This is a genomic window from Microbacterium sp. NPDC058389 (genome assembly GCF_042722305.1).
In the GTDB taxonomy this organism is placed as follows: Bacteria; Actinomycetota; Actinomycetes; order Actinomycetales; family Microbacteriaceae; genus Microbacterium.
Map to the genome: position 1 here is coordinate 344,020 of NZ_JBHXJQ010000004.1, position 21,868 is coordinate 365,887.

At 69.2% G+C, this 21,868-nt stretch carries 18 protein-coding genes; 14 read left to right on the plus strand and 4 right to left on the minus strand.

Features of this window, described 5'->3' with window-relative positions; all coding sequences use genetic code 11:
- Positions 1–2: 2 nt before the first annotated feature.
- Together gcvH and gcvP are read left to right on the plus strand one after the other, a co-directional pair.
- Positions 3–386 carry a glycine cleavage system protein GcvH gene (gcvH, locus tag ACFWJ8_RS08455; RefSeq protein WP_378810563.1) on the plus strand — a complete coding sequence of 128 codons (384 nt, stop codon included), beginning with the start codon at positions 3–5 and terminating at the stop codon, positions 384–386.
- Entirely contained in the window at positions 383–3,274 is a 2,892-nt protein-coding gene (gcvP, locus tag ACFWJ8_RS08460; RefSeq protein WP_378810565.1) for an aminomethyl-transferring glycine dehydrogenase, read from the plus strand. Before gcvH ends, gcvP begins: the two co-directional genes overlap by 4 nt.
- A gap of 45 nt (positions 3,275–3,319) precedes the next feature.
- Here gcvP and ACFWJ8_RS08465 read toward each other — a convergent pair whose 3' ends face one another.
- The gene (locus tag ACFWJ8_RS08465) at positions 3,320–4,141 is read right to left on the minus strand and encodes a CPBP family intramembrane glutamic endopeptidase (RefSeq protein ID WP_378810567.1); all 822 of its coding nucleotides are present in this window, start codon (positions 4,139–4,141) and stop codon (positions 3,320–3,322) included.
- Positions 4,142–4,335: 194 nt separating this feature from the next.
- On the opposite strand from ACFWJ8_RS08465, the gene ACFWJ8_RS08470 reads away from it, so the two are divergent.
- The 3 genes from ACFWJ8_RS08470 (at position 4,336) to ACFWJ8_RS08480 (ending at position 9,047) form a co-directional block, all read left to right on the plus strand.
- Complete coding sequence (locus tag ACFWJ8_RS08470; protein WP_378810568.1) at positions 4,336–6,168, plus strand: ABC transporter family substrate-binding protein; 1,833 nt, start codon at positions 4,336–4,338, stop codon at positions 6,166–6,168.
- Between the two features lie 169 nt (positions 6,169–6,337).
- Entirely contained in the window at positions 6,338–7,855 is a 1,518-nt protein-coding gene (locus ACFWJ8_RS08475; protein WP_378810569.1) for an ABC transporter permease, read from the plus strand.
- Position 7,856: 1 nt separating this feature from the next.
- The gene (locus ACFWJ8_RS08480; RefSeq protein ID WP_378810570.1) at positions 7,857–9,047 is read left to right on the plus strand and encodes an ABC transporter permease; all 1,191 of its coding nucleotides are present in this window, start codon (positions 7,857–7,859) and stop codon (positions 9,045–9,047) included.
- A 34-nt stretch (positions 9,048–9,081) separates the two neighbouring features.
- Here the strand turns inward: ACFWJ8_RS08480 and ACFWJ8_RS08485 are convergent, their stop codons facing one another.
- On the minus strand, positions 9,082–9,690 hold the full coding sequence (locus tag ACFWJ8_RS08485) for a PH domain-containing protein (protein ID WP_378810571.1): 609 nt from the start codon (positions 9,688–9,690) through the stop codon (positions 9,082–9,084).
- Positions 9,691–9,722: 32 nt separating this feature from the next.
- Between ACFWJ8_RS08485 and ACFWJ8_RS08490 the strand changes: the two genes are divergently transcribed.
- From ACFWJ8_RS08490 to ACFWJ8_RS08525, 8 genes are all read left to right on the plus strand, one after another.
- Positions 9,723–11,528 (plus strand): dipeptide ABC transporter ATP-binding protein, encoded by a 1,806-nt coding sequence (locus tag ACFWJ8_RS08490; RefSeq protein WP_378810572.1) that lies wholly within the window; start codon positions 9,723–9,725, stop codon positions 11,526–11,528.
- 106 nt (positions 11,529–11,634) lie between these two features.
- Positions 11,635–13,548, plus strand: a complete 1,914-nt coding sequence (typA, locus tag ACFWJ8_RS08495; RefSeq protein ID WP_378810574.1) for a translational GTPase TypA — start codon at positions 11,635–11,637, stop codon at positions 13,546–13,548.
- A 144-nt stretch (positions 13,549–13,692) separates the two neighbouring features.
- On the plus strand, positions 13,693–14,454 hold the full coding sequence (locus tag ACFWJ8_RS08500; RefSeq protein WP_378810575.1) for an AzlC family ABC transporter permease: 762 nt from the start codon (positions 13,693–13,695) through the stop codon (positions 14,452–14,454).
- Positions 14,451–14,765, plus strand: a complete 315-nt coding sequence (locus ACFWJ8_RS08505) for an AzlD domain-containing protein (RefSeq protein WP_378810577.1) — start codon at positions 14,451–14,453, stop codon at positions 14,763–14,765. Before ACFWJ8_RS08500 ends, ACFWJ8_RS08505 begins: the two co-directional genes overlap by 4 nt.
- Positions 14,766–14,781: 16 nt before the next feature.
- Entirely contained in the window at positions 14,782–15,189 is a 408-nt protein-coding gene (locus ACFWJ8_RS08510) for a DUF6113 family protein (RefSeq protein WP_378810579.1), read from the plus strand.
- Between the two features lie 55 nt (positions 15,190–15,244).
- Positions 15,245–15,565 (plus strand): ferredoxin, encoded by a 321-nt coding sequence (gene fdxA, locus ACFWJ8_RS08515; RefSeq protein ID WP_018170155.1) that lies wholly within the window; start codon positions 15,245–15,247, stop codon positions 15,563–15,565.
- A 1-nt stretch (position 15,566) separates the two neighbouring features.
- Positions 15,567–16,688 carry a succinyldiaminopimelate transaminase gene (gene dapC, locus ACFWJ8_RS08520; protein WP_378810580.1) on the plus strand — a complete coding sequence of 374 codons (1,122 nt, stop codon included), beginning with the start codon at positions 15,567–15,569 and terminating at the stop codon, positions 16,686–16,688.
- A 187-nt stretch (positions 16,689–16,875) separates the two neighbouring features.
- Entirely contained in the window at positions 16,876–18,174 is a 1,299-nt protein-coding gene (locus tag ACFWJ8_RS08525; protein ID WP_378810581.1) for a citrate synthase, read from the plus strand.
- 87 nt (positions 18,175–18,261) lie between these two features.
- Here the strand turns inward: ACFWJ8_RS08525 and ACFWJ8_RS08530 are convergent, their stop codons facing one another.
- The gene (locus ACFWJ8_RS08530; protein ID WP_378810583.1) at positions 18,262–19,704 is read right to left on the minus strand and encodes an MFS transporter; all 1,443 of its coding nucleotides are present in this window, start codon (positions 19,702–19,704) and stop codon (positions 18,262–18,264) included.
- A gap of 150 nt (positions 19,705–19,854) precedes the next feature.
- On the opposite strand from ACFWJ8_RS08530, the gene ACFWJ8_RS08535 reads away from it, so the two are divergent.
- The gene (locus ACFWJ8_RS08535; RefSeq protein ID WP_378810585.1) at positions 19,855–20,424 is read left to right on the plus strand and encodes a TetR/AcrR family transcriptional regulator; all 570 of its coding nucleotides are present in this window, start codon (positions 19,855–19,857) and stop codon (positions 20,422–20,424) included.
- Between the two features lie 47 nt (positions 20,425–20,471).
- On the opposite strand, the gene dapD is transcribed toward ACFWJ8_RS08535, so the two are convergent.
- Entirely contained in the window at positions 20,472–21,428 is a 957-nt protein-coding gene (gene dapD / locus ACFWJ8_RS08540) for a 2,3,4,5-tetrahydropyridine-2,6-dicarboxylate N-succinyltransferase (RefSeq protein ID WP_378810586.1), read from the minus strand.
- Positions 21,429–21,868: the final 440 nt, after the last annotated feature.

Here is a 21,868-nt window from a genome sequence, read left to right on the forward strand (position 1 = left end):
CCATGACCGACCTCACCGCCCTCAAGTACACCGCCGAGCACGAGTGGGTCGCCCTGGACGGCGACACCGCGACCGTCGGCATCACCGAGTACGCCGCCGACAAGCTCGGCGACGTCGTCTTCGTGGAGCTGCCCGCCGTGGGCAGCACGGTGACGGCCGCGACCGTCGTCGGCGAGATCGAGTCCACCAAGTCGGTCGGCGAGCTCTACGCGCCGCTCACGGGCGAGGTCGTCGCGGTGAACGACGCCGTCGTCGACGACCCGTCGCTGGTGAACGCCGACCCGTTCGGCGCCGGCTGGCTCGTGAAGATCACGGTCGACCCGGCCGCCGTCGCCGAGCTGCTCGACCGCGACGCGTACATCTCGCTCACGGGCGGCGCCGAATGACGGGTCTGTTCGCCGACCGTCACATCGGGACGGATGCCGCAGCGCAGCGGACCATGCTCGACGCGCTCGGCTACGACAGCGTCGACGCCCTCGTCGAGGCGGCGGTGCCGGCATCCATCCACGCGAAGCCCCGCACGACGAGCGACATCCCGCCGGCGGCCACCGAGGCCGAGGCTCTCGCGGAGCTGCGGGCGCTGGCGTCGCAGAACCGCACCGCGCGCCCGATGATCGGCCTCGGCTACGCCGACACCTTCACGCCGTCGGTGATCGCGCGCAACGTGCTGGAGAACCCGTCCTGGTACACCGCGTACACGCCGTACCAGCCCGAGATCTCGCAGGGGCGCCTGGAGGCGCTCATCAACTTCCAGACGATGGTGACCGACCTCACCGGGCTCGCGACGGCGAACGCCTCGATGCTCGACGAGTCGACGGCCGTCGTCGAGGGCATGCTGGTCGCCCGCCGCGGCTCGAAGTCCGCGTCGAACGTGTTCGTGGTCGACGCGGACGCGCTGCCCCAGACGCGCGCGCTGCTCGCGCACCGCGCCGCCGCCGTCGGCATCGAGCTCGTCGTGCTCGACCTCGCGAACGGCGCGACCCTGCCCGACGAGCACTTCGGCGTGCTGGTGCAGTACCCCGGCGCCTCGGGCCGCGTGTGGGACCCGTCGGGAGTCGTGGATGCCGCGCACGTCGCCGGCGCGCTGGTCGTCGTGGCCGCCGACATCCTGGCGCTCACGCTCCTGCGATCGCCGGGCTCGCTCGGCGCCGACGTCGCCGTGGGCACCACGCAGCGCTTCGGCGTGCCGCTGGGCTTCGGCGGGCCGCACGCGGGCTACATGGCCGTGCGCCAGGGTCTGGAGCGCCAGCTGCCCGGCCGTCTCGTCGGCGTCTCGCAGGACGCCGCCGGGCACCCGGCGTACCGCCTCGCGCTGCAGACGCGCGAGCAGCACATCCGCCGCGAGAAGGCCACGTCCAACATCTGCACGTCGCAGGTGCTGCTGGCCGTCATGGCGTCGATGTACGCCGTCTACCACGGCCCGGACGGGCTCCGCGCGATCGCCACGGACGTCGCGAAGAAGGCCGAGGCGCTCGCCGGACGTCTGCGCGAGTACGGCCTCTCGCTGCGATCGGACGCGTTCTTCGACACGATCCGCGTGGCGACCCCGGGGCCGTCGCGCCGCGTGATCGAGCGCGCCCGCACTCGCGGCTACCAGCTTGCGTGGGTCGACGACGCGACCGTCGGCGTCTCGGTGGACGAGACCACGACCGCCGACGACCTCGCGGCCGTGGCGTGGTCCTTCGGGCTGCCCGAGGGCGAGTTCGCCGGTGCGGGCGAGCAGGGGGAGCGCGCGCTCTCCTTCGTGGATGCCGCACCGCTTGCCGCGGTGCCGGCCGAGCTGCACCGCGTCGAGGAGTTCCTCACGCACCCAGTGTTCAACTCGCACCGCTCCGAGACGGCGATGATGCGCTACCTCAAGCAGCTGTCGGACCGCGACTACGCGCTCGACCGCGGCATGATCCCGCTGGGCTCGTGCACGATGAAGCTCAACGCCGCAACAGAGATGGCCGCGGTGTCGTGGCCGGAGTTCTCACGCGTGCACCCGTTCGCGCCCGAGGAGGACGTGCACGGCTACCTCGCGATGATCGAGCAGCTCGAGGTGTGGCTCGCGGAGGTCACCGGGTACGACGCGGTGTCGCTGCAGCCGAACGCGGGCTCGCAGGGCGAGCTCGCGGGCCTCATGGCGATCCGCGGCTACCACCGCGCCAACGGCGATCTGGAGCGCACCGTGTGCCTCATCCCGTCGTCGGCCCACGGCACGAACGCGGCCTCCGCCGTGCTCGCGGGCATGCGCGTGGTCGTGGTCGCCTGCGACGACGCGGGCAACGTCGACCTCGACGACCTGCGCGCCAAGATCGCAACGCATGCGGGCGAGCTCGCGGCGCTCATGATCACATACCCGTCCACCCACGGCGTGTACGAGCACGATGTGCTCGACATCACGCAGGCCGTGCACGACGCCGGCGGGCAGGTGTACGTCGACGGCGCGAACCTCAACGCGCTCCTCGGCTACGCGCGCTTCGGCGATCTGGGGGGCGACGTGTCCCACCTCAACCTGCACAAGACGTTCGCGATCCCGCACGGCGGCGGCGGGCCGGGCGTCGGCCCGGTGGCGGCCAAGGCGCACCTCGCGCCGTACCTGCCGAGCCACCCGCTGTCGCAGCGGCGGGACCACCCGGGCGGCGTCTTCGACGGCGGCCCGATCTCGGCGGCGCCCCACGGCTCGGCGAGCATCCTGCCGATCTCGTGGGCGTACGTGCGCATGATGGGCGCCGAAGGCCTCCGGGCCGCCACGGCGGCGGCGGTGCTGGCCGCGAACTACATCGCGTTCCGCCTGCGCGACCACTACCCCGTGCTGTACGCGGGCGAGGCGGGTCTCGTCGCGCACGAGTGCATCCTCGACCTGCGTCCTCTCAAGGAGGCGACCGGGGTGAGCGTCGACGACGTGGCCAAACGCCTCATCGACTACGGCTTCCACGCCCCGACGATGTCGTTCCCGGTCGCGGGCACCCTCATGGTCGAGCCGACCGAGTCCGAGGATCTCGGCGAGATCGAGCGCTTCATCGAGGCGATGATCGCGATCCGGGCCGAGGCCGACCGGGTCGCCGCCGGGGAGTGGCCCGCCGACGACAACCCGCTCGTCAACGCCCCGCACACGGCCGAGTCCGTCGTCGCCGGCGAGTGGACCCACCCGTACTCGCGCGAGACCGCCGTGTACCCGGTCCACGCCCTCGTGCGCACGAAGTACTGGCCGCCGGTGCGTCGCATCGACCAGGCGTACGGCGACCGCAACCTCGTGTGCGCCTGCCCGCCGATCGAGGCCTTCGCCTGACACTGTGAGAGACGGGATGCCGGTGCCCCCGGCATCCCGTCTCCGTCAGGGGGTCGGGGTCGGCGTGGGGGTGGGCGAGGGCACCGGCGCGAACACGCCTGGCCACAGCGCCGCTGCCAGCGGATAGCCGACGAACGCGACGACGTCCAGGAGCGTGTGGGCGATGACGAGCGGCATCACGCGCCCCCAGCGCCGGTAGCACCACCCGAACACGACGCCCATCACGACATTGCCGATGATCGCGCCGAAGCCCTGGTACGCGTGGTAGGCGCCGCGGAGGGCGGCGGCCGTCAGGATGATGCTCCAGTCGTTCCAGCCGAGTCGGCGCAGCCGGTCGAACAGGTAGCCGATGAAGATGACCTCTTCGGTGAGCCCCGCCCGCAGCGCCGACAGCACGAGCAGCGGGATCGTCCACCACGCGGCATCCAGCGGCGAGGCCACCACCGCGACCGTGATGCCCAGCGCACGGCCCGCGGCGTAGAGGGCGAGGCCCGGCAGGCCGATCACCGCGGCGAGGACCACGCCTCGCCCGAGGTCGCCGCCGAACCGCGTGAAGTCGAGCCCGATGCGCCGCAGCGCGTTGCTGCCCGGCTCCCACAGCAGGTACACGACGAGGGCGACCAGCGCGAGGGCGAAGAACACCGCGAGCAGCTGGTACACGACGTCCCACACGGCCTGCGCGTCGCGCGAGGGATTGACCTGCGTCTGCTGCGAGCCCAGCGGGACGGGCGCCAGCAGCTTGCGCACGAGCGAGAGCACCGAGTACAGCGCGGACTGGCCTACCGTGACGGCCAGGACGATCCAGATCTCCCACGTCAGCCGGCGTCGCTGGTACCCGGTGCGGGGGGACAGGGTACTCGATACCACACTGTCGAGGGGCGGGGTAGGGGGTGCCACCTTGTCAGATTGTCACACTTCGCGTCGATTGAGTTAAGGCTCTGTAACGTTTTGGCCGATCGTTTTGACCATCTCACCAGCGATGCTTATCGTTTTCCCATCCGCGCGCCCGTCCGGTCCCCCCAGACGCGCGCGCACAACCCTGCACAGGAGGAACAGTGAGAATGAAGCGCATCTCGGCCGCGGTGGCGCTCACCGCGGTCGGCGCACTGGCGATCTCGGGTTGCGCCGCCAACGGTGGCGGTACCGACTCGGGCGACGACTCCGGTCTCGTCGAAGGCTCGTCGATCACGGCGGCATGGAACCAGGCGTTCTACTCGATGAACGGAAACACGTCGTTCGGCAACGCCACGGCGAACAACAACATCAACTACCTCGTCCTCGACGGCTTCAACTACTACGACAACACCCCGAAGCTCATCGAGAACAAGTCGTTCGGCACGTACGAGAAGCTCTCGGACGACCCGCTGACGATCAAGTACACGATCGCCGACGGTGTCAAGTGGTCCGACGGTGTGGATGTCGACGCCTCCGACCTCCTGCTGAACTGGGCCGCACTGTCGCGCGCGCTCGACACGCCGGACTTCGACCCCACGCAGTACCAGGACGCCGAGACCGGCGAGTTCACGGGCGACCTCCCGACGGACGTCGTCTACTTCGACTCGGGCGCGACGCCGGACGCGGGCCTCGGCCTCGTCTCGCAGACCCCCGAGGTCAGCAAGGACGGCAAGTCGATCACCCTCGTGTACGACGCTCCGTTCGTGGACTGGGAGCTCTCGTTCCCGAGCCCGCTGCCGGCCCACATCATCGGTGAGAAGGCGCTCAACCTCGACGACGCGAAGAAGGCCAAGGACGCGGTCGTCTCCGCCATCCAGGACAACGACGCGGCCTCCCTCGCGCCGATCTCGTCGTTCTGGAACTCGGGCTTCAACTTCACCGAGATGCCCGACGACACCGACCTCGTCACCGCGAGCGGCCCGTACATGATCACCGACTTCGTCGCTGACCAGTACGTCACGCTGAAGGCGAACCCCGAGTACAAGGGCGAGAACGCGCCCAACATCGAGGAGATCACCATCCGCTTCATCCCGGACCCGCTCGCCGCGGTCCAGGCGCTGCAGAACGGTGAAGTCGACGTCATCTCGCCCCAGGCCACGGCCGACATCAAGACGGCACTCGACGCGCTCGACGGCATCACGGTCAAGACCGGTGTCGAGGGCACGTACGAGCACGTCGACCTGCAGTTCGACCAGGGCAAGAACACCCAGAACATCTTCTCGAACGCGAAGGCTCGTGAGGCATTCCTCAAGACCATCCCGCGCCAGGAGATCCTGGACACGCTGATCAAGCCGATCGCCGGCGACGACGCACTGCTGCGCAGCTCGCAGCTGTTCGTCCCGGGCGCCGAGGGCTACGACGAGTCGGTCGCCAACAACGGCTCCGACGCGTACGCCGAGGTCGACATCGAGGGCGCCAAGGCGCTGCTGGCCGAGTCGGGCATCACCGACACCTCGGTCTGCATCCTCTACGCGTCGAACAACCCCCGTCGTGTCAACGAGTTCGCCCTGATCCAGCAGTCCGCTGCGCAGGCCGGCTTCAACGTCACCGACTGCGGTTCCGAGAAGTGGGGCGGCCTCCTGGGCACCCCGGGTGCCTACGACGCGTCGCTCTTCGGGTGGCAGTCGACCAGCCTCGGTGTGACCAACTCGCTGCCGACCTTCCAGACCGGTGCGATCAACAACCTGAACTTCTACTCGAACGCTGACGTCGACGACATCGTCGCCCAGCTGAACGTGGAGTTCGACGCCGACAAGCAGATCGAGCTGCAGCAGGAGATGGACAAGCTGCTGTGGAGCGACTTCTACGGTGTCACCATCTTCCAGTTCCCGGGCGTCACCGCGTTCAGCGACCGTGTGGAGGGCATCGACCCGTCGATCCTCGCCCCCACGATCTTCTGGAACGCGTGGGACTGGGCCGTCACCGACTCGGGAGAGTAACAATCACGCGGTAGTCACCGTGCTTCGGCACTGACCACCGAGGTGGGGTGCAGGTCCCCCTGGGGGACCTGCACCTCGCCGCGTTACACTCCTCTCAGCGGCGGGCACGAGGTCGGCAGCACGCCGGCTCCTGCCCCTGCTGATTCATCGATTGGCAGGCGGCCACAACATGGCTTCATTCATCATTCGGCGATTGATCGCATCGATCTTCGTGCTCTTCGCCGCGACATTCCTGATGTATCTGCTGGTGGCTTACTCGGGTGATCCCCTTGAAGACCTCCGGCTGAGCAACGCTCCTAACAAGGAGTCCCTCATCGAGGCGCGGACAAGGCTCCTCAACCTCGACGTCCCCCCGCCGCTGCGCTACTTCCTGTGGCTCGGCGGCATCTTCCGCGGCGACTTCGGCATCTCCATCCAGAACCAGCCGGTGAACGCCCTCCTGGGCAACGCGATCACGTCGACGCTGACGCTGGTCACGACCGCGACCGTCGTCGCGATGGTCCTGGGCATCACCGTCGGCATCGTGTCGGCGCTCCGTCAGTACACCGGGTTCGACTACAGCGTGACGCTCATCGCGTTCCTGTTCTTCTCGCTCCCGATCTTCTGGGTCGCCGTGCTCCTCAAGCAGTACGGTGCGATCCAGCTGAACGACTGGCTGGCTGATCCGACGATCTCCGTTCCCGTGATCGTCGGCTTGTCGATCGTGTCGGGCTTGCTGTGGATGTCGATCCTGGGCGGCAGATGGCGCAAGCGCCTCACCGTCTTCGGCATCTCGGCCGTGGCCACCGCCGCGGTGCTGACGTTCCTGTCGGTGACGCAGTGGTTCGCAGACCCGAGCATCGGCATCGTGGTCTACGCGTTCCTCGCCCTCGGCATCGCCGTCGGCGTCACCGCGATCTCGACGGGCCTGCGCAACCGCAAGGCGCTGTACGCGTCGCTGATCGTCGCGGTCATCGGCATCGCGCTGTACTTCCCGATGATGAACTACATCCTCAACGGGATGACGCTGTGGTTCTTCCTGCTGCTGGCCGTGATCGCGGTCGTGGTGAGCGGGGCCATCGGCTGGTTCATGGGAGCACCCGACCGCGGGCCTGTCGTGCGCACCACAGCGATCGTCGGCTTCTTCGTCGCGGCCTTCATCGCGCTCGACAAGTACATGTCGTACTGGCACGCGTACGCGAACTCCAGCCGCGTGCGCGGCCGCCCGATCGCGACGGTGGGTTCGTCCACGCCGGGCCTCGGCGGCAACTTCTGGGTGCAGGGCATCGACCTGTACACCCACCTGCTGCTGCCGACGATCGCGATCATCCTGATCTCGTTCGCGAGCTACACCCGCTACTCGCGGGCGAGCCTGCTCGAGGTCATGAACCAGGACTACATCCGCACCGCGCGCTCCAAGGGCCTCACCGAGCGCACGGTCGTCGTCCGTCACGCGTTCCGCAACGCGCTCATCCCGATCACGACGATCATCGCGTTCGACGTAGGCGCGCTCATCGGCGGCGCAGTCATCACCGAGACGGTGTTCGGCTGGGTCGGCATGGGCCGTCTGTTCGTGACGGCGCTCGGAATGCACGACCCCAATCCGGTCATGGCGTTCTTCGTGGTGACAGGCACGCTCGCGGTCATCTTCAACCTCATCGCGGACCTCGTCTACGCGGCCCTCGACCCGAGAATCAAGGTGGGCTGACATGAACACTTCCCTCACTGAACAGCCCGGAACCGAGACGCAGGCACTCGCCGAGATCTCGATCGAGCAGAAAGAGACCGAAGGTCTCAGCCAGGGTCAGATCGTCCGGCGTCGGTTCTTCCGGCACCGCGGCGCGCTGATCTCGATGATCGTGCTCGCGTTCATCATCATCCTGGCGTTCACGTCGGTAGGCGTCGCGCTGTGGGGCATCCGCATCCCCGGCTGGTGGCAGTACTCATGGGAGGAGATCCCGCCGAAGGTCAACAACGGCGAACCCACCATGAGCCTGTGGCCGCTGCAGTTCGGCGACCACCCGTTCGGTCAGGACGAGGTCGGCCGTGACATCTTCGCGGTCGTCATGCGCGGCACGCAGCAGTCGATCATGGTGATGGTGATCGTCGGCATCGTGGCGACGCTCATCGGCGTCCTCATCGGCGCGACGGCCGGCTACTACGGCAAGTGGACCGACTCGGTGCTCATGCGCTTCACCGACATCATCATCACGATCCCGCTGATCGTGATCGGCTCGGTGCTCGGCTTCGCGCTGGGCAGCCTGGGTGCCGCGCTCCTGGGCGTGGTGATCGGCTTCTTCGCCTGGACGACCATGGCCCGCCTCGTGCGCGGCGAGTTCCTCACCCTGCGCGAGCGCGAGTTCGTCGACGCCGCCCGTGTGTCGGGGGCGCGTGACCGCCGGATCATCTTCCGTCACATCCTGCCGAACGCGGTGGGCATCATCGTCGTGAACGCGACGCTGCTGATGGCAGGTGCGATCCTGCTCGAGTCTGCGCTGAGCTTCCTCGGGTTCGGTGTGCAGTCGCCCGACACGTCGCTCGGCAAGATCATCTCCGAGAACCAGGCCGCGTTCTCGACGCGTCCATGGCTCTTCTGGTGGCCGGGTCTGTTCATCATCGCGATCGCTCTGTGCGTCAACTTCATCGGCGACGGTCTGCGCGACGCGTTCGACCCGCGCCAGAAGAAGATGCCGAGCGAGCGCGCGATGGCCCGTGCCGGCCGCGCGAGCGGACCGCTCGTGCCGAGCATCGACACGACGCCGGCGACGACCGGTGACACGCACATGGTCGACGTGGGGATCCAGACCGCGTACTCCGGCGACGACATCGTGAACTTCAACGATCCGCGTCGCGAAGAACCGGGCGACGTCCAGCACAAACCGCTCGATCCGGAGCGATGACGTGACCCGGCAACCTCTGCTGGAGGCCCTGGGGCTAGACCAGCAGACCGATCGTGGTCGCCGCGGCCAGCGCCGCGACGACCACGATCGTCGCCCAGTGCCACGTCACGGTGGAGGCCTCCGGGTCGACGCCGCTGGCGAAGGCTCCGGCATCGCGCAGCCGCTCCCAGTGGCCGCGGATCAGCTGGGCGAGGTTGCCGGTCGGCACCGACATGGCATCGGCGGGTCGCAGGCCACCAGATTCGCCGCGGGCGGATCCGCTCACTCCGTCGAAGTCCTTCGGGGCGAGACCGAGTGTGCGGTGACGCCCCGGCGACGGCGCCGCCCACACCTGCACACGGCCCTCGGCGGTGTGCAGGGTGAGCGAGTAGCGCGTATCGATGGCGACGATCGACGGCCACGGCACGAAGTGCGTGCGCAGCACGTTCTCGACCGTGATGCCGTGCTCCTGGACCCGCAGGCTCGGACGCCAGAACAGCGCCCACGCCACGACGGCGACGAGGATGATCGGCCACACATAGCGCAGCGCGGCGGCGGGATCGGACCAGAACAGTCCGACGATGCCGAGGGCGCACACAACGATGGTCACGATGGTGAGGACGCGGCCGAATACGGGCCGGTAGAAGACCTCCTGGAACGACATGACTTCAAGCTTTGCAGATGGGACACCACAGAATGACTGACACGACGGGCGTCGAGGCCGAAATCGCGGCTTCGCACGAGGCCCTTCCCGAGACGATCCTCAAGGTCGAGAACCTGGGCGTCGAGTTCTGGGTCGAGGGCGAGTTCTACCCCGCCGCCATCGACATGAACTACGAGGTGCGCCGCGGCGAGGTGCTCGCCATCGTCGGCGAGTCCGGCTCCGGCAAGAGCACCAGCTCGATGTCGCTGCTCGGCCTCCTCCCCGAGAACGCGCGCGTCACGGGATCGATCAAGCTCCTCGGCCGCGAGCTGCGCGGTGCCGACCCGGTGACGCTGAGGTCGCTGCGCGGCAACGAGATCGCGGTGATCTTCCAGGAGCCCATGACGGCGCTCAACCCGGTCTACACGATCGGCTTCCAGATCATGGAGTCGCTGCGTTCTCACGACCGTGGCCTGTCTCCGAGCATCGCGAAGGAGAAGGCGGTCGACCTGCTGCGCATGGTCGAGATGCCCAACCCCGAGCAGTCGTTCAACAAGTACCCGCACCAGCTGTCGGGCGGTCAGCGCCAGCGCGCGATGATCGCGCAGTCGATCTCGTGCGACCCGCTGCTGCTCATCGCCGACGAGCCGACCACGGCCCTCGACGTGACGGTGCAGGCCGAGGTCCTCGACCTGCTGCGCAACCTCCACAAGCGCCTCGACTCGGCGATCATCCTCATCACCCACGACATGGGCGTGGTCGCCGACCTCGCCGACCGCATCATGGTGATGAAGAACGGCGTCGTGGTCGAGTCCGGCGCGGTCGACCAGATCTTCCACGACCCGAAGCACCCGTACACGCAGCAGCTGCTGGCGTCGGTGCCGCACCTCGGCCTCGGCGTGCTCGAGACCGAGGCGAGCGTCGCGGACGAGGTCGTCACCGAGACGTCGACCGTCCCGTCGGTGTCGTCGATTCGCGAGCGGGCGACGGAGGTCGCCGACGAGGTCGTCGAGACCCGCAAGCCGGTGCTGGCCTTCGAGGACGTGGCGATCGACTACCCGAAGCGCGGCCGCATCCCGGCGTTCCGGGCGGCGGAGCACATCGACCTCGCGATCTACCCGGGCGAGATCGTCGGCCTCGTGGGCGAGTCGGGCTCGGGCAAGACGACGCTCGGCCGCGCCGCGATCGGCCTGCTCCCCATTGCGGAGGGCAAGCTCACGGCGGTCGGCACCGACATCTCGAAGGCGACCTCGAAGGACCTGTTCGCGATCCGTCGCCGCACGGGCATCGTGTTCCAGGACCCGGCGTCCTCGCTGAACCCGCGCATGCCGATCGGCGAATCGATCGGCGAGCCGATCCTGCTGTCGGGCGAAGCCAAGGGCAAGGACCTCGACAAGCGCGTCGAGGCGCTGCTCAGCCAGGTCGAGCTGCCGCGGTCCTACCGCAACCGCTTCCCGCACGAGCTCTCGGGCGGTCAGCGTCAGCGCGTCGGCATCGCGCGCGCCCTTGCGCTCGCGCCGGAGCTGCTGGTGGCCGACGAGCCCACCTCGGCCCTCGACGTGTCGGTGCAGGCGCGATTCCTCGACCTGCTCCAGGACCTCCAGCAGCAGCTGCAGTTCGCGTGCCTGTTCATCAGCCACGACCTCGCCGTCGTCGACATCCTGTCGCACCGCATCGCGGTGATGCACCACGGCAAGCTCGTGGAGACCGGCACGCGCGACGAGATCCTGCGCGGGGCGACCGACCCCTACACGCAGCGCCTCATCGCCGCCGTCCCGGTGCCGAACCCCGAGGAGCAGCGGCTGCGCCGCGAGGCGCGCGCCGCACTTCTCGCGTCGACCGGAGGCGCCGAGAGCTGACGCTCACGACGGCCTGAACATCACCGGAAGGAGATGTCCAGGTGCGCCCGATAGAATGGGGGATGCCGGCACTCCGGCATCCCCCTTCTCTTTCAAGGATTCCCTCATGGCGCGCGCCCTCCGTCCGGACCTCCGCAACGTCGCGATCGTCGCCCACGTCGACCATGGCAAGACCACTCTCGTCGACGCCATGCTCCGCCAGACCGGCTCGTTCGGCGAGCACGCTCACGTCGAAGAGCGCGCGATGGACTCGAACGACCTCGAGCGCGAGAAGGGCATCACGATCCTCGCCAAGAACACGGCGATCACCTACAACGGCGCGCACACCGAGGTGCCGGTGACGATCAACGTGATCGACACCCCCGGCCACGCCGACTTCGGCGGCGAGGTCGAGCGCGGCCTGTCGATGGTCGACGGCGTCGTGCTGCTCGTCGATGCGAGCGAGGGCCCGCTGCCGCAGACGCGCTTCGTGCTGCGCAAGGCGCTCGAGGCGAAGCTCCCCGTCATCCTCCTGGTCAACAAGACCGACCGCCCCGACGCCCGCATCGCGGAGGTCGAGGAGGAGGCGCACGATCTGCTCCTCGGTCTCGCGTCCGATCTGCACGAGGACGTCCCCGACCTGGATGTCGACGCCCTGCTGGACGTCCCTGTCGTGTACGCCTCCGGCCGTGCCGGCGCGGCGTCGCGCACGCGTCCGGCCAACGGCGAGCTGCCCGACAACGCCGACCTCGAGCCGCTGTTCGAGGCGATCCTCGAGCACGTCCCGGCGCCGTCGTACGACGACGAGGCCCCGCTGCAGGCGTGGGTGACGAACCTCGACTCCAGCCCGTTCCTCGGCCGCCTGGCACTCCTGCGCGTGTTCAACGGCACCCTGAAGAAGGGCCAGACGGTCGCCTGGGTGCGCCACGACGGCTCGCACTCGAACGCCCGGATCACCGAGCTGCTCAAGACGAAGGCGCTCGAGCGCTACCCCGCCGAGGAGGCCGGCCCCGGCGACATCGTCGCCATCGCCGGAATCGAGAACATCACGATCGGCGAGACGATCGCCGACCCCGAGGATGTGCGGCCGCTGCCGGCGATCCACGTCGACGACCCCGCCATCTCGATGACGATCGGCACCAACACCTCGCCCCTCATGGGCAAGGTGAAGGGTCACAAGCTGACCGCGCGCATGGTGAAGGACCGCCTCGACCGCGAGCTCGTCGGCAACGTGTCGCTGAAGGTCGTCGACATCGGACGCCCCGACGCGTGGGAGGTGCAGGGCCGCGGTGAGCTGGCTCTCGCGATCCTGGTCGAGAACATGCGCCGCGAGGGCTTCGAGCTGACGGTCGGCAAGCCCCAGGTGGTCACCAAGAAGGGCGAGGACGGCAAGGTCAAGGAGCCGTTCGAGCACCTCACGATCGACGCCCCCGAAGAGCACCTCGGCGCGATCACTCAGCTCATGGCCGCCCGCAAGGGCCGCATGGACACGATGACCAACCACGGCACCGGCTGGGTGCGCATGGAGTTCATCGTCCCGTCGCGCGGCCTCATCGGCTTCCGCAGCGAGTTCCTCACGATCACCCGCGGCACCGGCATCGCCAACGCGATCTCGCACGGCTACGACGACTGGGCGGGCGCCATCACCACGCGCCAGAACGGCTCGATCGTCGCCGACCGCATGGGTGTCGTCACGCCCTTCGCCATGATCGCCCTCCAGGAGCGCATGAGCTTCTTCGTGCAGCCGACCGAAGAGGTCTACGAGGGCATGGTCATCGGCGAGAACTCGCGCGCCGACGACATGGATGTCAACATCACCAAGGAGAAGAAGCTCACGAACATGCGTTCGTCGACGTCTGACTCCTTCGAGTCGATGACGCCGCCGCGCGTGCTCACCCTCGAGGAGAGCCTCGAGTTCGCCCGTGACGACGAATGCGTCGAGGTCACGCCCGAGAAGGTGCGCATCCGCAAGGTCGTCCTCGACGCCACCGAGCGCGGCCGTGCCGCGTCGCGTCTGAAGCGCCAGGACGCCAACGCGTAAGAATCGCATGGATGCCGCGCCCCGTGCCCGATGAGGTCCGGGGCGCGGCATCCGTCGTTGCACCGGAGAGCAGTCCCCGCCGGCGCGGTCTGCTGTGGGCGGCGCAGGCTGACGGTGTGGGGACCCGTCGCTAGGATCGACCCCGTGACCCTGGACCCGCACTTCGACGGCGCTCACGGTGCGGGCGAGGCACGCAGGGCGGTACGCGAGGGGCTGGGCGTCGCCCTGGCCACGAGCGCCTACGGCATCTCGTTCGGCGCACTCGCGGTCGCCGCGGGGCTGGACGTCTGGCAGACGTGCGTGCTCAGTCTCGTGATGTTCACCGGCGGCTCGCAGTTCGCGTTCGTCGGCATCGTCGGAGCCGGGGGACTGACGGCGATCCCCGCCGCGATCGCATCTGCGGCGCTACTGGGCGTGCGCAACATCGCGTACGGGATCCGCATGTCGCCCGTCGTCGGCGCCGGGTTCTGGCGACGGGCCGCGGCGGCACAGTTCACAATCGACGAATCGACCGCGGTGTCGCTGGCTCAGACGACGCAGCGGGCGCGCACGCTCGGCTTCTGGGTCACCGGCATCGGCATCTACATCGGCTGGAACCTCTCGACGCTGGCGGGCGCGCTCCTCGGCGACGTCCTCGGCGATCCGCGCGCGTACGGCCTCGACGCCGCCGCGGCGGCCGCGTTCCTCGCGCTGCTGTGGCCGCGTCTGCGGGCCCGTCAGCCCATCGTCGTCGGCGTCGCGGCCGCGGTCGTCGCGACCGTGCTGACCCCCGTGCTCATGCCGGGGCTTCCGGTCGTCGTCGCCGCGCTCGTCGCGATCCTCGTGGGGTGGACGAACTGGCTCGGCCGCGACGAGCGCCCTGAGCAGGAACCCGACGACGTCGCAGAACGGGAGGGACTGCCATGACCATGTGGTCGGCTGTGCTCGTGGCATCCATCGTCTGTGTCGCCCTCAAGACGGTCGGCTACCTGATCCCACCGAAGTGGGTCGAGGCGCCGAGGCCGCTGCGTATCGCGGATCTGCTGACGGTGGCGCTGCTGGCGGCGCTCGTCGCCGTGCAGACCCTCGGCGCCGGCCAAGCCGTCGTGGTCGACGCGCGGGTCCCCGCCGTGCTCGTGGCCGCGGGACTCCTGCTGCTGCGCGCGCCGTTCCTCGTGGTGGTGGTGGCCGCGGCCGTCGTCGCCGCACTTCTGCGGCTGTGGGGCTGGGCGGCCTGACGCCTAGACTTGCCCGGTGAGCTTCTCGTGGTCCCGGTTCGGCACGTGGGTGGTGGCGTTCGTCGTGGGCGCGGTGTACGGGGTCGCGGGGACGGTGGCGCAGGCGTACATGCTCGGCTGGTTCCCCCTCGGGCTGGTGCTGGCGACGATCGGGGTCGTCGCGCTCCTCGTCGCGGTGCGTCTACTCACGGGCGACCGATGGGCGGCCCTCGCCGCGGGCCTGGGCGTGATGGTCGCGACGCTGGTGTTCTCCGGGGCAGGTCCGGGCGGCTCCGTCGTTGTCCCGCAGGCGGCGGAGGGGCAGTTCAACCCGGGGATCGTGTGGACGATCCTCGTCCCGCTCGCGGCGACGATCGTGATCGCGTGGCCCGAGTCGCTGCCGCGCATGGTGCCGCACGGGCCGGAGTCCTCGGTCGAGGACTGAGCGCCGCGTGCGTCACCGGGGCGCGGGGCGGGCCCCGCTCCCATAGACTCGGGGTGTGACGTACGTGATCGCCCTTCCCTGCGTGGACGTCAAGGACCGCGCCTGCATCGACGAGTGTCCGGTGGACTGCATCTACGAGGGTGACCGCTCGCTGTACATCCACCCCGACGAGTGCGTGGACTGCGGCGCCTGCGAACCGGTGTGCCCGGTCGAGGCGATCTACTACGAGGACGACCTGCCCGACGAGTGGCAGGACTACTACAAGGCCAACGTCGAGTTCTTCGACGACATCGGCTCACCCGGCGGCGCCGCCAAGGTCGGCGTGATCCACAAGGACCACCCGATCATCGAGGCACTGCCCCCGCAGGAACACTGACGTGGGGGTCGCCGACCTCGCCGACTACCCCTGGGATGCTGTCGCGCCCTATGCCGCGCGGGCACGCTCCCACCCCGACGGTCTGGTCGACCTGTCGATCGGGTCGCCTGTCGACCCGACTCCGGCGGTCGTCGCCGACGCCCTGCGCGCCGCCACCGACGCGCACGCGTACCCGCAGACGATGGGAACCCCCGCCCTGCGCGCCGCGATCGCCGGCTGGTACGCCCGCCGCCGCGGCGTACCGGGCCTGACCCCCGAGGACGTGCTGCCCACGGTCGGCTCGAAGGAGCTCGTGGCGCTGCTGCCGCTGCTGCTGGGCCTCGGCCCGGGGGACGTCGTCGTGCATCCTCGGGCGGCGTACCCGACCTACGAGGTCGGCGCCCGACTGGTCGGCGCCACGCCGTTCGCGTCCGACGACCCCGACGAGTGGCCGGCGGCGACGCGTCTGGTGTGGGTCAACTCGCCCGGCAACCCCGACGGACGCATCCTCGACGTCGACGCGCTGCGCGCAGCGACCGCGCGGGCGCGAGAGCTCGGCGCCGTCCTCGCCTCCGACGAGTGCTACGCCGAACTCGGCTGGGACGCCCCGTGGGACGCCGAGCCGGTTCCGTCCGCCCTCGACCCCCGCGTGACGGACGGCGATGTGCGCGGCATCCTGTCGGTCTACTCGCTCAGCAAGCAGTCGAACCTCGCCGGCTATCGTGCGGCGTTCCTTGCGGGCGACCCGGCGATCGTGGCGCGGCTGCTCACCGCACGCAAGCACCTCGGTCTCATGCTGCCGCTGCCGGTCCAGGCGGCGATGGCCGCCGCCCTCGACGACGACGCGCATGTGGCGTCGCAGCGGGAGCTGTATCGCCGGCGCCGCGAGGTGCTGAGACCTGCGGTCGAGGCCGCCGGCTTCCACATCGACGGCAGCGAGGGCGGTCTCTACCTGTGGGCCACGGAGGGCCGCGACGCGTGGGAGAGCCTGGGGCGGCTCGCGGATCTCGGCATCCTGGCGGGTCCCGGCCATTTCTACGGCACGCACTTCCCGCAGCACGTGCGTCTGTCGCTCACCGCGACCGACGAGCGCATCGCTGCCGCCGCCGACCGCCTGCGCGCGGTGTCGGTCCTCCAGGACTGACGAATCCTCCATCGGATGCCTCGTCGCTTTGGTCGTGTCAACAGTAGGCGCGACAGCGGACTAGGCTGTAGGACGCGGCGACGCGGCATCCCCCGTCCCGTATCTCCGTCCTGAGGCAGAAGCCGTCACGGCATCACCAGGGACAGGACGACACCCCCGGCACGACCAGAAATCGCGAGGAGGCGCCGTGAGCGACGCGGGCACCCAGCAGGAGAAGGCCACCCTCACGATCGGTGACACCACCGCGGAGTTCCCGCTGCTGCGGGGCACCGACGGCACGCCGAGCGTGGACTTCTCCACCTTCACCCGCCAGACCGGCCACACCGCGCTCGACTACGGCTTCGTGAACACGGCGGCGACCAAGTCCGCGATCACGTACATCGACGGCGACCAGGGCATCCTGCGCTATCGGGGCTACCCCATCGAGCAGCTGGCGAAGAACAGCACGTACCTCGAGGTGGCGTGGCTGCTGATCTACGGCGAGCTGCCGACGGCCGACGAGCTGGCCGAGTTCGACGAGAAGATCCGCCGGCACACGCTGCTGCACGAGGACCTCAAGCGGTTCTTCTCGGCGCTGCCTCACACGGCCCACCCGATGTCGGTGCTGTCGTCGGCGGTCTCGGCGCTGTCGACCTACTACGAGCACCAGTCCGACCCGAACAACCCCGAGCACGTCGAGCTCAACACGATCCGCATGCTTGCGAAGCTGCCGGTGATCGCGGCGTACGCCCACAAGAAGAGCATCGGCCAGGCGTTCCTGTACCCCGACAACTCGCTGGGCTTCGTCGACAACTTCCTGAAGCTCAACTTCGGCGTGCTGTCGGAGGTCTACGACGTCAATCCCGTGATGTCGCGTGCGCTCGAGCGCCTCCTGATCCTCCACGAGGACCACGAGCAGAATGCCTCGACCTCGACCGTGCGCCTGGTCGGCTCGACCGGCGCGAACCAGTTCTCGTCGATCTCGGCCGGCATCAACGCCCTCTACGGGCCGCTGCACGGCGGCGCCAACGAGGCCGTGCTCGACATGCTTGCGCGCATCCGTGACTCGGGTGAGAGCGTGCAGCGCTTCGTCGAGCGGGTGAAGAACAAGGAGGACGGGGTGAAGCTCATGGGCTTCGGTCACCGCGTCTACAAGAACTACGACCCGCGCGCGAAGCTCGTGAAGGAGTCTGCCGACGAGGTGCTCGCGGCCCTCGGCGTCAGCGACCCGCTGCTGGACCTCGCCAAGGAGCTGGAAGAGATCGCGCTCAATGACGCGTACTTCCAGGACCGCCGCCTGTACCCGAACGTCGACTTCTACACCGGCGTCATCTACAAGGCGATGGGCTTCCCGACGCGCATGTTCACCGTGCTCTTCGCGATCGGCCGTCTGCCGGGCTGGCTCGCGCAGTGGCGCGAGGCGGCGAGCGACCCGCAGACGAAGATCGGTCGCCCGCAGCAGCTGTACGTCGGCGCCCCGGAGCGCACCTACCCCGGCCTCGGCTGAGACGCAGACGCTCGGCTGAGACACAGACGAAGGATGCCGCACCCCGTGGGGTGCGGCATCCTTCGTCTGTGCGGACTGCAGGAGGCGTCAGATCGCCTCGGCGAAAGCGGGCGTCTCCTCCGTGGTCTCGACCGTGCCTGTGGCGGCGGCATCCGTCCGCCGACGCGGCCGGACGGCCAGCACGATGACGGCCGCGACGACCGCGGCTCCGGCGATGGCCAGCCATGCCACGGTGTAACTGTCGAGCGTGGGGGAGTCGCCGGGGGCGACCGAGCCGAACACGATGGCCGTCGTGAACGCCGAGCCGATCGCCGAGCCGATGGTGCGCAGGTTCGCGTTGACGCCGGTGGCGATGCCGGTGCGGTCCGCGGGGACGCTCTCGACGATGATGCTCGCCGCAGAGGCGTAGGCGAGGCCGATGCCGACGCCGAACACGCCTCCCGCGACCGCGATCGTCAGCAGGCTGCTGTGCTCTGCAACGGCGAACACGACGCCGCCCGCCATCAACAGCGCGCCGAGCGCCATCATCACGCGCAGGGGCACGACGCGGGCGATCGCTCCCGCGGCGAATCCGACGCCCGACATCCCGACGAGGAGGGGCAGCAGGGCGAAGCCGGCCGACTGCACGGTGAGCCCGAGGCCCCAGCCCGAGCTTGCGGGGGTCTCGAGGAACTGCGGCAGGTAGCCCCAGAATCCGAACGCGGCGACGCCGATGAGCAGCGCGGCGGCGTTGACCGGCCAGATCGCCCGTGCTGCCATGAGACGGAGGTCGACGAGCGGGTTGTCCGAGCGCAGCTCGGAGACGACCCACCCGGCCATGAGCAGGACCGCCGCGCCGAAGAGCGCGAGCGTCATCGGTGAGGACCAGCCCCAGCGAGCACCCGAGCTGAGCGGCACCAGCAGCGCGATGAGCCAGCCCGAGAGCAGGATGGCGGAAAGAACGTTCACGCTGCCCTGCGCGCGGGCGCCGGTGCGCGGGACGAGGGTGACGGTGAGCACCATGCCCGCGACCGCGGCGACGAACGGCACGGCGAAAATGCCGTGCCAGCCGAGCAGGGCGGCGAGCGGGCCGGCGAGCACGCTGCCCGCGGCGCCGCCGATGCCGATGATGGCGCTCGTGGCGCCGATCGCGCCGGTGAGCCGTTCGCGCGGCATGACGTCGCGGAGCAGGCCGAAGGCGAGGGGGAACAGTGCTCCGCCGACGCCCTGCAGCACGCGCGCGAGGATCAGCACGGGCAGGTTGGCGGCGAACGACGCGACGATGTCGCCGAGTGCGACGACACCGATGACGATGAGGAACGTGTTGCGGCGGCCCCGCAGGTCGCCGATGCGGCCCAGGAGCGGAGTCGCGACGGCGGCGGCGATGAGCCAGGCCGTGTTGGTCCAGGATGCCGCGTCCGGCGTGACGCCGAAGTCCTCGGCGATCAGCGGGATGACGGGGATGACGAGGTTCTGCAGCAGGGCGAGCGAGGCGACGCTGATCGCGATCGCCGCGAACGCCGCGCGGGATGAAGGGGTGGGGCTGGGCATCGATGAGCCTTCCGATGGGTGCGGATCCGAGAGGATCCGTATAAAGTGGAGGTAGGTCTCCGAACGGAGGTAGCCTCCGCTTTGAGATTAGCGGAGGGACCCTCCGCTTCGCAACCGTCAGTTTCGCCATCATCCGGAGGTCAACGAGAAATGCCCGTCATCGAGCGGATCTCCGCCCTCGAGTCGCGCCGGCCGCAGCGTGCCGACGCCGCTCGCAACTTCGATGCGCTCGTGGCCGCAGGGCGTGAGGCCTTCGCAGAGCAGGGGTCGGCGGCATCCCTCGAAGACATCGCGCGGCGCGCGGGCGTCGGCATCGGAACGCTCTATCGCAACTTCCCGACGCGTGACGACCTCATCGAGACGCTGTACCTCGGCGAGGTCGACGCGCTCGTGCGCGCAGCCGACGAGGTCTCCGACCTCGAGCCGTGGGACGCGCTGCGAGCGTGGCTCGAGCGTTTCGTCGCCTACGTCGGCACGAAGCACGCGCTCCTCGAAGGACTCAACCGCCGTTCGCCCGTGCTGGCGGAGTGCCGCACGATCATGTTCGCCGCCGGGGAACCGCTGCTCGTCCGCGCGCAGGAGGCCGGCGAGGTCGTTCCCGACGTCACGATCGGCGACGTGGTGAAGCTGGTGTCGGGGGTCGCCGCCGTGGCGTCCTTCGACGACGAGGCTCAGCGCGCCCGGGTACTCGATCTCGCGATCAACGCCATCCGCCGCTGACGAGAGAGAGGCCGCCGGCTCGCGCCGACGGCCTCCCGCGAATCAGATCAGGCGTGCAGCGCCTCGTTCAGGGTGACGCCGACTCCCGCGCGACGGACGGCCTCGACGGCGCCGCTGAGGGAGTTCCGCCGGAACAGCAGCCCGTCGCGGCCCGACAGATCGCCGCCCTTGGCCGTCGACGGCGTCCCGTCGGCCCGGCGCGGCTCGTCCACCAGCACGATCTTGGTGCCGGCCGTGATGTACAGCCCCGCCTCGACGACGCAGTCGTCGCCGAGCGAGATGCCGATGCCCGCGTTGGCACCGAGCAGCGTGCGCGCCCCGACCGCCACCTTGTGGGTGCCGCCGCCCGACAGCGTGCCCATGATGGACGCGCCGCCGCCGATGTCGCTGCCGTCGCCCACGACGACGCCCTGCGAGATGCGGCCCTCGACCATACTCTGGCCGAGCGTGCCGGCGTTGAAGTTCACGAAACCTTCGTGCATGACGGTGGTCCCGGGGGACAGGTATGCGCCCAGGCGCACGCGGGAGGCATCCGCGATCCGGACGCCGGCGGGCGTGACGTAGTCGAGAAGCCGGGGGAACTTGTCGAGGCTCTGCACCTGGATGCCTTCGCGCACGAGGAACGGACGCAGGCGGGTCAGTGCGTCGGGATGCACGGGGCCGGCCGTGGTCCACGCGACATTCGGCAGGAATCCGAAGATGCCGTCGAGGTTCACGGTATTCGGCTGCGCGAGCCGGTGCGAGAGCGCGTGCAGACGCAGGTAGGCGTCCGAGGTCGACGCCGGCGCGGCGTCCAGGTCGATCTCGAGCGTCACGATCTCGACCTCGACCGCGCGACGCGCGTCCGGCACGGCGAGCCGGTCCAGCTCGTCCGGCGGGAGCTTCGGGTCGTATCCGAGCGGGATCCGTCCTGCGGCGGGGGAGGGGAACCACGTGTCGAGCACGGTTCCGTCGTCGGCGATCGTGGCGAGGCCGGCGCCCCACACCCAGCGTTCTTCGGTCATGCCGTCCACGGTAGCGCGGTGCCCGGAGGGATGCCGCGCCCGGGTGCTCGGGCGACGCGAAGGCTGCGACACGCCCGGGATGAGGTGCCGATTCGACGCACCTGCCAGATCGGCGTAATGTTCTTGTTGTTCGCCCCAAAGGGTAGAGCGAAGGGCCAGCTGGTCCGGCTCCCCTCAAGTTGCGAACAACCTCATCTGAACTCCAGTCGCTTGGCTGGCCGACCGTTCCGGTCTAGGATGGGTTTCTTCCACTCTTCGAGTTTCCGGTCGCTGGTGCGGCTGGTGGTTCGGTGGGTGTAAGGTTGTGAAGTTGCCCTGGGGTGATGGTCGTGAGGCTGGAACCCGGGTGCGTCCGATCTTTGAGAACTCAACAGCGTGCACTTGTCAAATGCCAAATTTATTTCTCTGTCGACCAGTTTTCTGGTTGGTGGGGGTCTTTT

What these genes read in the sequence shown, in the direction of transcription:
- typA (WP_378810574.1), top strand. Translation starts at nt 11,635, where the DNA reads ATGGCGCGCGCCCTCCGTCCGGACCTCCGCAACGTCGCGATCGTCGCC.
- ACFWJ8_RS08535 (WP_378810585.1), top strand. Translation starts at nt 19,855, where the DNA reads ATGCCCGTCATCGAGCGGATCTCCGCCCTCGAGTCGCGCCGGCCGCAG.
- ACFWJ8_RS08490 (WP_378810572.1), top strand. Translation starts at nt 9,723, where the DNA reads ATGACTGACACGACGGGCGTCGAGGCCGAAATCGCGGCTTCGCACGAG.
- ACFWJ8_RS08475 (WP_378810569.1), top strand. Translation starts at nt 6,338, where the DNA reads ATGGCTTCATTCATCATTCGGCGATTGATCGCATCGATCTTCGTGCTC.
- ACFWJ8_RS08485 (WP_378810571.1), bottom strand. Translation starts at nt 9,690, where the DNA reads ATGTCGTTCCAGGAGGTCTTCTACCGGCCCGTATTCGGCCGCGTCCTC.
- gcvP (WP_378810565.1), top strand. Translation starts at nt 383, where the DNA reads ATGACGGGTCTGTTCGCCGACCGTCACATCGGGACGGATGCCGCAGCG.
- ACFWJ8_RS08505 (WP_378810577.1), top strand. Translation starts at nt 14,451, where the DNA reads ATGACCATGTGGTCGGCTGTGCTCGTGGCATCCATCGTCTGTGTCGCC.
- ACFWJ8_RS08480 (WP_378810570.1), top strand. Translation starts at nt 7,857, where the DNA reads ATGAACACTTCCCTCACTGAACAGCCCGGAACCGAGACGCAGGCACTC.
- gcvH (WP_378810563.1), top strand. Translation starts at nt 3, where the DNA reads ATGACCGACCTCACCGCCCTCAAGTACACCGCCGAGCACGAGTGGGTC.
- ACFWJ8_RS08470 (WP_378810568.1), top strand. Translation starts at nt 4,336, where the DNA reads ATGAAGCGCATCTCGGCCGCGGTGGCGCTCACCGCGGTCGGCGCACTG.
- ACFWJ8_RS08530 (WP_378810583.1), bottom strand. Translation starts at nt 19,704, where the DNA reads ATGCCCAGCCCCACCCCTTCATCCCGCGCGGCGTTCGCGGCGATCGCG.
- dapD (WP_378810586.1), bottom strand. Translation starts at nt 21,428, where the DNA reads ATGACCGAAGAACGCTGGGTGTGGGGCGCCGGCCTCGCCACGATCGCC.